The organism is Stenotrophomonas sp. PFBMAA-4 (genome assembly GCF_030053215.1).
GTDB lineage: Bacteria > Pseudomonadota > Gammaproteobacteria > Xanthomonadales > Xanthomonadaceae > Stenotrophomonas.
The window spans coordinates 1-14,158 of the sequence record NZ_JASGBW010000007.1 but is presented as its reverse complement, the minus strand read 5'-3'; the positions used below and the strand labels follow the sequence as shown (position 1 = coordinate 14,158).

The 14,158-nt window shown below is 68.1% G+C and carries 12 protein-coding genes; 2 read left to right on the top strand and 10 right to left on the bottom strand.

The features are described 5' to 3' along the window. Nucleotides 1–31: 31 nt before the first annotated feature. The 10 genes from QMZ26_RS06490 to glnA all read right to left on the bottom strand — a co-directional run bounded on the left by QMZ26_RS06490 (nt 32) and on the right by glnA (nt 11,755). Nucleotides 32–601 carry a superoxide dismutase family protein gene (locus QMZ26_RS06490; protein ID WP_283220943.1) on the bottom strand — a complete coding sequence of 190 codons (570 nt, stop codon included), beginning with the start codon at nt 599–601 and terminating at the stop codon, nt 32–34. Between the two features lie 93 nt (nt 602–694). Continuing rightward, nucleotides 695–2,143, bottom strand: coding sequence for a nitrogen regulation protein NR(I) (ntrC, locus tag QMZ26_RS06485; protein WP_283220942.1), 1,449 nt, complete (start codon nt 2,141–2,143; stop codon nt 695–697). After that, nucleotides 2,136–3,197: an ATP-binding protein gene (locus QMZ26_RS06480; protein ID WP_004153540.1), complete on the bottom strand. Its 1,062-nt coding sequence runs from the start codon at nt 3,195–3,197 to the stop codon at nt 2,136–2,138. The genes ntrC and QMZ26_RS06480 overlap by 8 nt, the downstream gene beginning before the upstream one ends. A 132-nt stretch (nt 3,198–3,329) precedes the next feature. After that, entirely contained in the window at nt 3,330–5,375 is a 2,046-nt protein-coding gene (locus QMZ26_RS06475) for a TonB-dependent receptor (protein ID WP_283220941.1), read from the bottom strand. A 169-nt stretch (nt 5,376–5,544) separates the two neighbouring features. Beyond that, nucleotides 5,545–5,838: a hypothetical protein gene (locus QMZ26_RS06470; protein WP_200734351.1), complete on the bottom strand. Its 294-nt coding sequence runs from the start codon at nt 5,836–5,838 to the stop codon at nt 5,545–5,547. Nucleotides 5,839–5,946: 108 nt separating this feature from the next. After that, nucleotides 5,947–7,104, bottom strand: a complete 1,158-nt coding sequence (locus QMZ26_RS06465; RefSeq protein WP_283220940.1) for an MltA domain-containing protein — start codon at nt 7,102–7,104, stop codon at nt 5,947–5,949. A 116-nt stretch (nt 7,105–7,220) separates the two neighbouring features. After that, nucleotides 7,221–7,967 carry an N-acetylmuramoyl-L-alanine amidase gene (locus QMZ26_RS06460; RefSeq protein ID WP_283220939.1) on the bottom strand — a complete coding sequence of 249 codons (747 nt, stop codon included), beginning with the start codon at nt 7,965–7,967 and terminating at the stop codon, nt 7,221–7,223. A gap of 272 nt (nt 7,968–8,239) precedes the next feature. After that, the gene (gene amt, locus QMZ26_RS06455) at nt 8,240–9,667 is read right to left on the bottom strand and encodes an ammonium transporter (protein WP_283220938.1); all 1,428 of its coding nucleotides are present in this window, start codon (nt 9,665–9,667) and stop codon (nt 8,240–8,242) included. A gap of 21 nt (nt 9,668–9,688) precedes the next feature. Then, nucleotides 9,689–10,027 carry a P-II family nitrogen regulator gene (locus QMZ26_RS06450; protein WP_004134334.1) on the bottom strand — a complete coding sequence of 113 codons (339 nt, stop codon included), beginning with the start codon at nt 10,025–10,027 and terminating at the stop codon, nt 9,689–9,691. Nucleotides 10,028–10,345: 318 nt separating this feature from the next. Next, nucleotides 10,346–11,755, bottom strand: coding sequence for a type I glutamate--ammonia ligase (gene glnA, locus QMZ26_RS06445; RefSeq protein WP_200734514.1), 1,410 nt, complete (start codon nt 11,753–11,755; stop codon nt 10,346–10,348). A 223-nt stretch (nt 11,756–11,978) separates the two neighbouring features. Here glnA and QMZ26_RS06440 point away from each other — a divergent pair, with 223 nt between their 5' ends. Together QMZ26_RS06440 and QMZ26_RS06435 are read left to right on the top strand one after the other, a co-directional pair. Then, nucleotides 11,979–12,773 carry an undecaprenyl-diphosphate phosphatase gene (locus tag QMZ26_RS06440; RefSeq protein WP_164074323.1) on the top strand — a complete coding sequence of 265 codons (795 nt, stop codon included), beginning with the start codon at nt 11,979–11,981 and terminating at the stop codon, nt 12,771–12,773. Nucleotides 12,774–12,847: 74 nt separating this feature from the next. After that, nucleotides 12,848–13,672: an META and DUF4377 domain-containing protein gene (locus QMZ26_RS06435; protein WP_200734515.1), complete on the top strand. Its 825-nt coding sequence runs from the start codon at nt 12,848–12,850 to the stop codon at nt 13,670–13,672. Nucleotides 13,673–14,158 lie beyond the last annotated feature (486 nt).

The following is a 14,158-nucleotide window of genomic DNA, read 5'->3' as shown; positions in this document are numbered from 1 at the left end:
GGAACTCTCCTTGGAATGAAGCCCGTGGCGATCAGCGGGTAACCCGGATCACACCGCAGGCGATGCGGACGCCGGCATTGCCGGCGGGCTGGCTGCGATAGTCATCGGCGTTGGCATGCACGACCAGTGCACGTCCGGCGATATCGGTGGCGGCGCCTCCCCCAAGGGTAACGCCCTTCAGGTGCACATCGATATTCGCGCGGCCCTGGGCATCGGCCTGCAGGCTGTCGATGTCGCCCAGGTGGTGCTTGCCGCTGCCGGCGCGGCCGTGCGCGCTGCCAGCGGGATTGAAGTGGTTGCCGGCGCTGCTGGCATCCACCGCGCTGCAGTCACCGCGTTCGTGGATGTGGAAGCCGGCCTGCTGCATCGGCTGCAGGCCACCGACCAGGCCGGTCAGGTGCACGCCACCGCTTTCGGTCTTCAGCACCAGGCGGCCACTGACGATGCTGGCCGAGGCCGGCGCCAGGTTCGCTTCGGCCAGCTGGGCCACGGGCGTGGTGACCACCGGCGGCGGGGTGGGCTGCGACTTCTGCGGCGCGCTGCCACAGGCAGACAGCAGCACGGCGGCGGACAGCGGCAGGATGGCAGGTGACAGGCGCATCAGGAACTCCTTGCAGGGAACACTACGGACGGCATCGTCCATGGCGGATCAACAGTTCGGCAAGCGGGCGCGAGGACCGTGTGCACGGGCCGTTCAATGGCTCCCGCGGCGGCGGCCCGCGCCCAGCTTGCGGGTGAGCGTATTGCGGCCCAGGCCGAGCCGCGCGGCGGCTTCGGCGCGGCGGCCATGGGTAATCTGCAGCGCTGCCTCCAGCAAGGCGTGGTCCACCCGTTCGCGCACCTGCGCGTGCAGGCCTTCAGCGCCCTCGGCCAGCTGCCGCCGCGCCCATTCGGACAGCAGCGTTTCCCACTGCCCCGGGTCGGCGCCTGCGGCACTGCCACGGCGGCTGCGCGTGCGGTTCAGCGCGGTATCGACGTCGGCCACGCCGATGGTGTCGGCGGCGGCAAGTGCCGCCATGCGCCAGCAGACGTTCTCCAGTTCGCGCACGTTGCCGGGCCAGTCGTGCTCGCGCAGCGCCTGCAGGGCGGCAGCAGTGAGCCGCTTGGGCGGCGTGTCGAGCTTGTGCGCGGCGGCCGCCAGGAAGGTGGTGGCCAGCTGCGCGATGTCCTCGCGGCGCTCGCGCAGTGGCGGCAGCTGCAGGCGCACCACGTCCAGGCGGTGCAACAGGTCGGCACGGAATTTCCCCTGCGCAACCAGCCCTTCCAGGTCCTGGTGGGTGGCAGCCACCACGCGCACGTCCACGTGGATCAGCTCACGGCCACCAACGCGGAAGAATTCGCCCTGGGCCAGCACGCGCAGCAGGCGGGTCTGCAGCGGCAGCGGCATGTCGCCGATCTCATCAAGGAACAGCGTGCCGCCGTTGGCCTGCTCGAAGCGGCCGATGTGGCGGCGCTGCGCACCGGTGAAGGCGCCGGCCTCGTGGCCGAACAGTTCGCTTTCCAGCAGTTCGGCCGGAATGGCGGCGGTGTTGAGCGCAACGAATGGTCCCTGTGCGCGCGGTGATTCGCGGTGCAGGGCATTGGCGACCAGTTCCTTGCCGGTGCCGGTTTCGCCGGTGATGAGCACCGCCAGCGGCGCCTGCGCCAGGCGCCCGATGGCGCGGAACAGCGCGCGCATCGGCGGCGTATCGCCCACCAGCTGCGGTGGCTGGTCGCTGGGCGCATCGGCCACCGGCGTGGGCGCGGCCAGTGCCGGTGCCACGGCAGGCAGCACGCGCTGGGCCAGGGCCACCGCATCATCCAGATCGAAGGGCTTGGACAGGAATTCGTGGGCGCCGCCGCGGAACGCGCCGGCCGTGCTGGCCACATCGGTGTAGGCCGACATCACCACCACCGGCAACTGCGGCAGCGCGGCCTTCAGCTTGTCCAGCAGCACCAGGCCATCGTCGCCAGGCATGCGCACGTCGGTGAACAGCAGCGCCGGCGCCGGGCCTTCGTTGAGGGCCTTCAGCGCAGGGGCGGCGCTGTCGAAATCGACGACCTGGTAGCCCGCCTCGCGCAGCGCGGTGCACAGCACGAAGCGCACGGCGCGGTCATCGTCGACCACCCAGATGCGCTGCGCGGTGGTGGGGGAATCAGACATCGCGCGGGGCCTCCTCGGCCGGGGCGGCGCCGTTGCCGATCGGCAGCAGCAGGGTGAACACGGTATGGCCCGGGCGCGAGCGGTAGGTGAGCGTGCCGCGGTGTTCGCGCGCGACCTGCTGGGCCAGTGCCAGGCCCAGGCCGGTGCCTTCGGCGCGGCCACTGACCAGCGGCAGGAACAGGTGCTCGGCCAGCTCCTCAGGCACGCCACGGCCGTCATCGGCGATTTCCAGGCGCAGGGCCAGCGTGTGCAGCTGTTCGGCGATGCGCACGCCGTGCTCGACGCGCGTGCGCAGGGTGATGACCCCGGCGCCGGCCTGGATGGCGTTGCGCACCAGGTTCCACACCGCCTGGGTGAGGCGGTCGGCATCGCCATCGAATTCGGGAATGCTGGGGTCGTAGTCGCGCTGCAGGCGCACGGCCCAGCCAGCCTCGCTTTCGGCCAGGCGCAGCACGCGTTCCAGCGAGGCGTGGATGTTCAGCGGTGCATGCGGCGCGGCCGGTGCCGGCGACAGCAGCTGGTCGAGCAGGCCGTTGAGGCGCTCGATCTCCGAACCGATCAGCTCGATCAGTTCGCGCTCGCTGGCATCGCGCTGGGCGGCACGGCGGGCCAGCAGCTGCGCCGCGCCCTTCAACCCGGCCAGCGGGTTGCGCAGCTCGTGCGCCAGGCCCTTCAGCGCGGCACTGAGCGCGCTGGGCAGGGCCTGGGTCGGGTCGAGCCCGGGAAACTCGTCAACCGGATGGGCTTCGAGCAGCCAGCCGCCATCGTCGCGGCGGCTCATCCAGCCCTCGGCAAAACGTGCGCCCTCGCCTGGCAGGGCCAGCGCCAGGCGGTTGAGCCGCAGGCTGTCGCGCTCGTCACGGGCCAGGAAATGGGCCAGCGCCTCGCCCTGCACTTCCAGCGCGGCCAGCGGCTGGCCGATCAGGCGGCGGACGCTCACGCCCAGCCAGCGGGCGAAGGCCGGATTGCAGCCGATGATGCGGCCATCGGCCCCGGCCCAGGCCAGCGGCGTGCCGAGGGCATCGAGGGATGGCGGGGGTGCGGGGTCGGACATTGCACCAATGTAGTGCAAAACCGGGGTCCGGGGTCGGATCCCTTTCCGTCAGGAAAGGGCTCTGACCCCTTGCGCTGCGGGGTCCGGGGTCGGATCCCTTTCCGTCGGGAAAGGGATCTGACCCCATTCCGGTTACAGCTTCATGTTCAGGCCGACGAACACGCTGCGGCCCGGGGCGGGCGAGAACATCGGGCGGGCGCTGTCCCAGAAGAAGCTGTCGTACCACGCGTAGGCGTACTCGCGGCCGGTGACGTTCTTCAGCTGCACGTCCACGCTCCAGCGCGGGGTGATCTGGTACGCGGCGCTGAGGTCGAGCACGGCGAAGCCACCGAACCTGCCGGCCTCGTTGCGCTCTTCCAGGTAGTAATCGCCCTGCGCGCGTGCCTGCAGGCCCAGGCGCAACGCGTCGCTGGCGCGATAGTCCACACCGAGGTTGCTGATGTGGCGCGGGGTGGCGGCCACTTCCCTGCCCTGCAGCGAAAGGGCGGCGTCGCGGTCGTCGCGGGTGATCTTCGCTTCCTGGTAGGCGTGCGAGGCCCACACCGTCCAGTCGTCGCCCAACTGCAGGCTCAGCTGCGCATCCACGCCGCGGCGGCGGGTCTTGCCCAGGGTGACCGTGGTGCCGGTGGCCGGCATGTTGGACACCTCGTTTTCCGCGTCCTGCTGCCACACCGCCAGGCGCGCCTGGCTGCCATGGAAGGGCTGGAACTTCAGGCCCAGCTCCATGCCGGTGTTGGTGGACGGCTGCACCGGCGCCTGCCCCGGCGTGAGGTAGGCCGGTGCGGTGGAGCCGGTGAGCACCTGGAAGGTGCGGCCCCAGTTGGCGTAGACGTGGGTGGTGTCGCCCAGGCTGTGGATGACGCTCAGCTTCGGCTGGCCGATGGTGCCGTAGTCCTGCAGGCGGCCGCTGACGCCGTTCATCAGGTGCGTGCTGCCACTGAAGCGGTCCACGCGGTAGGCCGGCACGATCTTCCATGCCTCGGCCGGCTGGTAGATGGCCTGCACGTAGGCACCCCAGTTATCGAAGCTGTGGCGGTCGTCGTTCTGCACGCGCGCCGGTGCCTGGCTGAAATCGGTGGGTTCGGCGTAGGCGTAGCGCTCGCGGATATAGCCGTTGTCCTGCTGCTCGTAGTTCAGGCCGCCTTCGACGGTAAGCGCGGAGCTGGCCTGCCACGTAAGCGTGCTGAGCAGACCGGTCTGGCGTTCATCCCAGACGCGGCGCTGGCGCGGCAGGTTGCCGGTGGGCAGGTCGCTGAAGGTCACGCGGCGGTCGTCTTCGTAGCGGTTGTAGTACAGCCGCGTGCCGAAGGTGAGCGCGTCGGACAGCTTCAGGTCCACGTGCGCGGCGATCTGCTGCATGTCGCGGTCATCGCCATCGTTGCCGTTGCGCAGGTCGCTGCCACGGCGATGCGCGTGCAGTTCGTCAGCGGTCATGAAACCGGGTTCGTCGGCTTCGTGGTGGTACGCGCGCGCGGTCAGGCCCACGCGCAGACCTTCGTCCAGCGAGCCGTAGAACCATTTGCCGCCCAGCGAGTACTTCTTCGAGGTGTCGTGGTCGCGGTAGCCATCGCTGGCCTGGGTGCCGACGAAGTAGTTCTGCGCGAAGCCATCCGCTTCGCGGCCCACTGCCAGCTGCGCATCGCGGGTGTTGTAGCTGCCGTAGGCCAGCCGCGCATCGGTGTAGTTGCCGCCCTGGCGCGTACCGAAGTTCACGTTGCCGCCGATGTTGTGCAGCCCGTAGCGCGGATCGTTGGTCCCGCGCACCACTTCGATGTAGCTGATTTCCAGCGGGAACAGCATGTCGATGAAGCGCTGGTTGCCGCTGTTGACGTTGCTGGGGATGCCGTCGATGAGGGTCTTGATGGCGTTGAGGTAGCCCTCGCCGTTGAAGGCGCGGAAGCTGACCTTGCCCGATTCGGCACCCTGCCGCGTTTCGGTGAGCTGGATGCCGGGCATCTGCCCCAGCAGCTCCCAGCTGTGCGAGACATTGCGGTCTTCGATCTGGTCCGCGCCCAGCTCGTCCACCGAGGTCAGGACCTGGTGGGCGCTCAACTGGCCTTCGCCATGCTGGTGCACCTGCACCTTGCCGAGGGTGAGCGCGGCATCGGCGGACTGTGCGAAGGCTTCAGGGGCGAACGGGGCGGTCGCGAGGGCGGCCACCAGCGTGGAGGTCTTCATGGGGATGGAAGGGCGCGGATGAAATGTAATCATATAACATTTCACGCACGAGACCCGTAGAGTCGAGCTTGCTCGACTGCCGTTGCCGGGAGCAGTCGAGCAAGCTCGACTCTACGAGGTGAAGCAGTCGAGCAAGCTCGACTCTACAAAAGCGGGGTGGAGCGGCGGCTTACACCGGGTAGCCGGTGGCTTCCCTGGCCTTCTTCCAGGCGCTTTCAAACTCGCGCGCGGAGATTTCGTCGTCCTCGTCGAAATCCAGGAACGACACCGGCTGGTCGGCCAGCAGGAAACGGTCGTCGCTCTGGCCGTGCTCGTCGGCCCAGACCAGCTTGGTGCCGTAGATCTCCACCTGGCGCACGATCTTCTCGCCGCGGGCTTCCATCAGCACGTTGCCCTTGCCCAGGCCCGATTCGGCCCAGTGCTTGTAGTACTTCTTCGCGTTGTTGCTTTTGACGTTCTTCATTGCAGGGGTCCTGGCCGCAGCGGCGGCCGGAGAGTTCGGAATGGCGCCATTATCAGGCATCCGGGGTCAGAGCCCTTTCCTCTGTAAAGTGATCCGACCCCTTCTGGTTCAGTTCGGCAGGGAGGTGCCCTTCGGCCACAGCATCCAGAGGTTGCCCTTCTGCTTCATGTCACCGGCCAGCTTGCCGGCGGCGTCGCCACTGCCCCAGTACAGGTCGGCGCGCACTTCGCCAGCGATGGCACCGCCGGTGTCCTGCGCGGCCACCGGGCGCACCACCGGGCTGCCGTCCGGGCGCGTGGTGGACAGCCACAGCAGGCTGCCCAGCGGCACCACGCTGCGGTCCACGGCCACGCTGTAGCCGGCGGTGAGCGGCACGTTCAGCGAACCACGCGGGCCTTCCGGGCTGTCGGCGCTGCGCACGAAGAACACGTAGCTGGGATTGCTGCGCAGCAGCTCCGGCACGCGCGCAGGGTGCGCCTTCGCCCAGGCGCGGATCGCGTCCATGGTGACGTCTTCCTTCTTCAGCTCGCCCTGGTCCACCAGCCAGCGGCCGATGGCGCGGTAGGGGTGGCCGTTCTGCTCGGCATAGGCCAGCCGCACCTGGGTGCCATCGGCCAGGCGCACGCGGCCCGAGCCCTGGATCTGCAGCAGCTGCAGGTCCATCGGGTCGGTCAGCCAGGCCAGCACGGGCGCTTTGGAACCCTTGCTGGCGATGGTGCCGGCGTCGTCGTACGGCTTGAGCACCTTGCCGTCGAGGCGGCCGCGCAGGCGCTTGCCCTTCAGCTCGGGGTAGAGGCTGTCCAGCTGCACCACCACCAGGTCATCGGGCGTGCCGTACACCGGCACCGTCGCGGTGGCCGTGCGGGTGAGGCTGCCGGGATAGATGGGTTCGTAGTAGCCGGTGATCAGGCCATCAGCCTGATGGCCACCGGCGCGCAGTGCGTACACCTCGAGGTCGCGCTGCAGGAACTGGCGGATCGCCGCCGGGTCCTGGTCGGACACCGTAGCCGCGGTCGCGCAGGGCCCGGCCCAGACCGCATCGTTCTTCAGCCGCGTGCAGCTGCTGCGCCAGGCACTGAAGCCGGCCAGCAGGTCGGTATCGGAAACCGCCGGCAGCGCCTTCCAGTCCACCTTGGCGTAGGTGGCAGCAGCGGGTTTGGCCGTGGCTTTTGCATCGGGGCGGGTGCCGGTGGTGGCGCAGCCGGCCAGCAGGGCAACGGCCAGGAGGGTGAGGAGCGCGCGCGGCGACGACGGAACAGTGATCATCGTCGCAATGTAGTGGGGCCGATGGTGGCGGGGCAACCTTTGGCAGCGCCGGGCCATGCCCGGTGGAAAGCGGATCCCGCGCTGCGCGCTCGCCGGGCATGGCCCGGCGCTACCGGCTACGGCGTCTGCAGCAGCAACGAATGCAGGATGCGTGCGTCTTCGGCGTCCAGTGTCTTCGGCAGGTCGTCGCTGCCGCGGAAGCGGCGATGGAACGCCGCGACGGCCGCCTCGCGATCCTCCAGCGGGTAGCCGAAGCGGGCCATCGCGTTCCAGGCGTCGAAACCTTCCGGTGCGGGGCCATCGCTGGCGCGCGGCCACACGCCGAAACCGGCCTGCGCCAACTGCTGCCACGGGAAGAAGCGGCTGGGATCGGCCTTGCGCGTCGGCGCCAGATCGGCGTGGCCGATCACCTGCCGCGGCGGGATGTTCAGGCGCTCGGTGAGGTCACGCAGCAGCAGGATCAGCGAGGCGATCTGCGCGGGCGGGAACGGCGTGCTGCCGTTGTTGTCCAGCTCGATGCCGATGGAAGCCGAGTTGAGATCGGTGATGGTGCCCCAGCGGCCGGCGCCGGCATGCCAGGCGCGGCGCTCGTCGCTGACCAGCTGGTAGCGGTGGCCGTCGGCACCGATGAGGTAGTGCGCGCTGACCCGGCCGCCACTGTTGGCGGTGCGCAGCGTGTGCAGGCTCTGCTGCACCGAATCCTGTTCGGTGTGGTGGATGACGATGACCACCGGATCGCGTGCGTTCTGGTTCGGCGACGGAACCCAGGTGGCCAGCGGATTGCGCGGCGCCTGGGGGGTGGAAGCACAGGCAGCCAGCAGCAGGCAGGCCGAGAGCATCAGGGACGTGCGGATCGGGTGCATGTGCCCGATTGTGCGCGATCAGGCGCGAGGATGCATGCCGCGGTACCGACCAACGGTCGGTACCCACCATGGCGGAGGGCGGTGCCGGCCATGAAGGATGCAGTAGAGCCACGCCATGCGTGGCTGGAGGGCTGCAGTGCCGACCAACGGTCGGCACCCACCGGAACTCATGGCACCCACCAGAACAGAGGGCCGAGGGGAGTGCCGACCAACGGTCGGCACCCACCAGGGCTCATGGCAGCCACCAGGGCAGAAGGCTGCCCGCTGTTACCTCAGGCCTCGTAGGCCGATTCGCCGTGCGAGGTGACATCCAGGCCGGTACGCTCGGCCTCTTCGGTCACGCGCAGGCCCACCACCACCTTCACCAGCAGCAGGATGGCCGCCGTCACCACCGCCGACCACACCACGGTGAGGCCGACGCTGACCACCTGCACCCACACCTGATGGCCGATATCCAGATCAGCCTTGGTGCCGCCCAGCGACTGCGCGCTGAACACACCGGTGAGGATGGCACCGACGATGCCGCCGACGCCGTGCACGCCGAACACGTCGGCGGTGTCGTCCACCTTCAGCAGGCGCTTCAGGCCAGTGACACCCCACACGCAGACCACACCGGCGACGAAGCCAATGATGATGGCACCCAGCGGGCCCACGGTGCCGCAGGCCGGGGTGATGCCGACCAGGCCGGCCACCGCACCCGAGGCGGCACCCAGGGCCGACGGCTTGCCCTTGGTGATCGCTTCGGTGAGGGTCCAGCCCAGCACCGCTGCGGCAGTGGCCAGCACGGTGTTGAGGAAGGCCAGCGAGGCAACGGTGTCGGCCGCTGCGGCCGAGCCGGCGTTGAAGCCGAACCAGCCCACCCACAGCAGCATCGCGCCGATGTAGGTGAACGGCACGTTGTGCGGCTTCAGCGCGGTCTGGCCATAGCCCAGGCGCTTGCCCAGGAACCAGGCACCGACCAGGCCGGCCACGCCCGCGTTGATGTGCACCACGGTGCCACCGGCGAAATCGATCGCGCCCATCTCACCCAGGTAGCCGCCACCCCAGACGATGTGTGCCATCGGGATGTAGCTGAGGGTGAACCACAGCGCCGAGAACAGCAGCACCGCGCGGAACTTGATGCGTTCGGCGAAGGCGCCGACGATCAGCGCGGTGGTGATGCCGGCGAAGGTCGACTGGAACGCAACGAACAGGTAATCCGGCAGGCCCTTGATGGGCGTGTTGCCGACCGAATCGGGGGTGAAGCCCTTCAGGAAGGCGAACTCGGTGAACGAACCGAAGAACGGATTGCCGGCGCTGAACACCGCGCTGTAGCCGTAGGACACCCACAGCAGCAGCACCAGCGAGAACACCACCAGGATCTGGCTGAGCACCGACAGCACGTTCTTCGAACGCACCAGGCCGCCGTAGAACAGGGCCAGGCCGGGCACCACCATCAGCAGCACCAGCAGGGTGGAGGTGAGCATCCAGGCCACGTCGCCATGGTCGAAGGCAGGGGCGGCGGCTTCAGCGGCGGCGGGCGCGGCGGCAACCGGGGCCTGCAGCGGCTCGACCGCGACGGTTTCGCTGGGCAGCGGTGAAACCTCGGCCTGGGCGTGGGCAGTGCCCGGCCACGCACCGGCGGCGAGCGCGCTGAGCAGCATCAACAGGCACACGAGATGGAACCGGGCTTGCCACCCGGTGAGAAGGCGCATCTTCATTGGGGGAGTCTCCGGAAGGGGTTACAGCGCGTCGGCACCGATTTCGCCGGTGCGGATGCGGATGACCTGCTCGACGGCAGTGACGAAGATCTTGCCGTCGCCGATCTTGCCGGTGCCTGCAGACGACTGGATCGCTTCGATCACCGCGTCGGCACGCTCGTCGGTCACCACGGTTTCGATCTTGATCTTGGGCAGGAAATCGACGACGTACTCGGCACCGCGATACAGCTCGGTGTGGCCCTTCTGGCGACCGAAACCTTTCACTTCGGTCACGGTGATGCCCGACACGCCCGCGTCGGAGAGGGCCTCGCGGACCTCGTCGAGCTTGAACGGCCGGATGATGGCGGAGATCAGTTTCATGCGCATGTCCCGATGGTGGATGGGGCCACCGCGCAGCGGCGCGATGGCATCAGGCAACCATGGGCCATCGTGGTGATGGCCATGGCTGTTGCACCGGACACGCAATGGGCCGGGACGGCCGTGCCTCTCTCCTTGCACGACCGACGCGGGAGGGAGGGCGGCCCATGTCGCGTATCCGGTCTCTCTTGCCCCTGTTGCAGCGGACCAACGGTCCGCTCTACCACGACGGGCCTGGGCCCGCCATGCGGCTCCCCAGCCGCGACGAACGGAGGCGATGGCGGCGGGTGGGAGGGAGGTCCCACCGCCATCGCCGCCCGATCAGTTGGCGTAGTACAGCTGGTATTCCAGCGGGTGGGTGGCCGCGCGGAACTTGGTCACTTCCTGCATCTTCAGCGCGATGTAGCCGTCGATGAAGTCATCGCTCATCACGCCGCCGGCCTTGAGGAACTCGCGGTCCTTGTCCAGCGCTTCCAGGGCCTGGTCCAGCGAGGAGCAGACCTGCGGGATCAGCTTCTCTTCTTCCGGCGGCAGGTCGTACAGGTCCTTGTCGCTCGGTGCGCCCGGGTCGATCTGGTTCTTGATGCCGTCCAGGCCGGCCATCATCAGCGCGGTGAAGGTCAGGTAGCCCGACTGGATCGGATCGGGGAAGCGCATTTCGATGCGGCGCGCCTTCGGGTTGGACACCCACGGAATGCGGCACGAGGCCGAACGGTTGCGGGCCGAGTAGGCCAGCATCACCGGGGCTTCGAAGCCCGGCACCAGGCGCTTGTAGCTGTTGGTGCCCGAGTTGGCGAAGGCGTTGATGGCCTTGGCGTGCTTGAAGATGCCGCCGATGTACCACAGCGCCAGCTGGCTCAGGCCGCCGTAGCCGTCGCCGGAGAACAGGTTGGTGCCGCCCTTGGACAGCGACTGGTGCACGTGCATGCCGCTGCCGTTGTCGCCGACGATCGGCTTGGGCATGAAGGTGACGGTCTTGCCGTTGCGGTGGGCCACGTTCTTGATGACGTACTTCATGCGCAGCAGTTCGTCGGCCTTCTGCACCAGGGTGCTGAACTTGGTGCCGATCTCGCACTGGCCGGCAGTGGCCACTTCGTGGTGCTGCACTTCCACTTCGATGCCGACCTGTTCCAGCGTCTTGCACATTTCAGCGCGCAGGTCGTGCAGGGTGTCGGTCGGCGGAACGGGGAAGTAACCGCCCTTCACGCCGGGACGGTAGCCGCTGTTGGCGCCGTCGTACTTGGCGCCGCTGTTCCAGGCCGCTTCTTCCGAGTCGACCTTGAAGAAGGTGTTGCCCATTTCATTGGCGAAACGGACCGAATCGAAGATGAAGAATTCCGGCTCCGGGCCGAAGAACGCGGTTTCGGCGATGCCGGAGGACTTCAGGTAGGCCTCGGCGCGCTTGGCGATGCCGCGCGGGCAGCGGCCGTACGGCTGCATGGTGGCCGGGTCGAGGATGTCGCAGCTGATCACGATGGTCGGATCGGCGTAGAACGGATCGACATAGGCGCTGGCCGGGTCCGGCAGCAGGACCATGTCCGATTCGTTGATGCCCTTCCAGCCGGCGATGGAGCTGCCGTCGAACATCTTGCCTTCTTCGAACAGCGACGGTTCGATGATGCTGACCGGGAAGGTGACGTGCTGTTCGACGCCACGCATATCCACGAAACGCAGATCGACGAACTCGATCTGGTTGTCCTTGATCAGCTTCTCAACGGTTTCCACGGACATCGGTACGACCTCGGATGGGGATGAATGCCTACTGAGGTGGAGCAATGACCGTGCCAACTTTTCCGCGCCCGCAAGTTGTTGATTTCAAACAGCACGCCCCGGCGCGGTGCGGGCCAGTGCGCACCAAAGGGGTGCATGCACGCCCCAGCGCACCCGTTTGGTGCGGCAGGGATCGTCTATCCTCTCGACCTTCTTCCTTCCGCTGCCGGCGCCCATTCCACCCATGTCCGATCTGCTCTCCGCCCTGTTGCTGGGCATCCTCGAAGGCCTCACCGAATTCCTGCCGATCTCCAGCACCGGCCACCTGCTGATCGCCCAGCACTGGCTGGGCGCGCGCTCGGACTTCTTCAACATCATCATCCAGGCCGGCGCGATCCTGGCCGTGGTGCTGGTGTTCCGCCAGCGCCTGCTGCAGCTGGCCACCGGCTTCGGCCAGCGCGAGAACCGCGAGTACGTGTTCAAGCTGGGCGCGGCGTTCCTGGTGACCGCAGTGGTCGGCCTGGTGGTGCGCAAGGCCGGCTGGTCGCTGCCGGAGACCGTGGGCCCGGTGGCCTGGGCGCTGATCATCGGCGGCGTCTGGATGCTGCTGGTGGAGGCCTATACCGCCCGCCTGCCCGACCGTGACCAGGTGACCTGGACCGTGGCGATCGGCGTGGGCCTGGCGCAGGTGGTGGCCGGCGTGTTCCCGGGTACCTCGCGTTCGGCCTCGGCGATCTTCCTGGCCATGCTGCTGGGCCTGAGCCGCCGCGCGGCGGCCGCCGAGTTCGTGTTCCTGCTGGGTATTCCCACCATGTTCGCCGCCAGTGCCTACACCTTCCTGGAACTGGCCAAGGAAGGAAACCTGGCCAGCGAGAACTGGACCGACGTCGGCGTGGCCTTCGTTGCCGCCGCCATCACCGGCTTCGTCGTAGTGAAGTGGCTGATGGGCTACATCAAGTCGCACAGATTCACCGCGTTCGCCGTCTACCGCATCGCCCTGGGCGCTGCACTGCTGCTCTGGTTGCCTGCCGGTAGCTGAACAGCGCCGGCGCCGGGCAACCCCATCGCCGGCGCCGGTCCGTTTTCCCTGGTTCCTCAAGGAGACTCATCACCATGAACCGCAAGCTCACCCTGCTCCTCCCGCTGGCCCTGCTGGCCGCGTGCAGCCAGACCCCTGCCCCCGCCGGCACCGGCGGCGACGACGTGGCTCCGGCCGCGACCAGGGCGGCGGACCAGCAGACGCTGGCGCATCTGGATGCGCAGCGCCTGCAGAGCCAGCACTGGTTGCTGAAGCAGGCCACCGCGGCCGACGGCAAGCGCATTGATGCGCTGTTTGCCCGCGATGACAAGCCGGTCACCCTGGACTTCGCCGACGGCCGCCTGTCGGTGAGCAACACCTGCAACCGCCTGGGCGGTGGCTACACGCTGGAGAACGGCACGCTGAAGGTGGGCGCGATGGCATCGACCATGATGGCCTGCACCGACAAGGCGCTGATGGCGCTGGACGAAGCGGTCTCCAGCCGCCTGCAGGGCGAGTTGAAGACCGCGCAGGATGCCGACGGCACGCTGACCCTGACCACCGCCAAGGGCGACGTGCTGGTGTTCGCGCCGGAACCCACCGCCGAAACCCGCTTCGGTGGCCCGGGCGAAACCGTGTTCCTGGAAGTGGCCGCGAAGACCGAGAAGTGCTCGCACCCGCTGATTCCGGACTACCAGTGCCTGCAGGTGCGTGAAGTGAAGTTCGACGACAAGGGCCTGAAGCAGGGCGAGCCCGGCAAGTTCGAGAACTTCTACGGCACCATCGAGGGCTATACCCACGAAGACGGCGTGCGCAACGTGGTGCGCGTGAAGCGCTTCGCGGTGAAGAACCCGCCGGCCGACGCCCCCTCGCAGGCCTACGTGCTGGACATGGTGGTCGAGTCGGCCACCGAGCGGTAAAGCCGACGATAGCGCCGACGGTTGGTCGGCTGGCTGATGGTAGAGCCGACTGTCAGTCGGCTTGCTTCTGGAGGGCGGCCACGAGGCCGCCCTTCTTCGTAACGGTGCTTTTGTAGAGTCGAGCCATGCTCGACTGTGTGGAACGCAGCCGAGCTTGGCTCGGCTCTACAGAAGGCGCAAAGCAGAAAGGCGCAGCCGGCGAGCGGCCGGCTCTACCCACCACGGAGGGATCGTGCCGACCAACGGTCGGCACCTACCAGAGCGGTAGATCCACGCCATGCGTGGATGGATGCCGACGGGTGGCCGGGCACCGAGTGGTAGAGCCGACTGCTGGTCGGCTGGCTTTTGAAGTGCGGAACGCAGCCGAGCATGGCTCGGCTCTACAGAAAGCAGAAAGGCGCAGCCGGCCAGCGGCCGGCTCTACCCACCACGGAGGGATCGTGCCGACCAACGGTCGGCACCTACCAGAGCGGTAGATCCACGCCA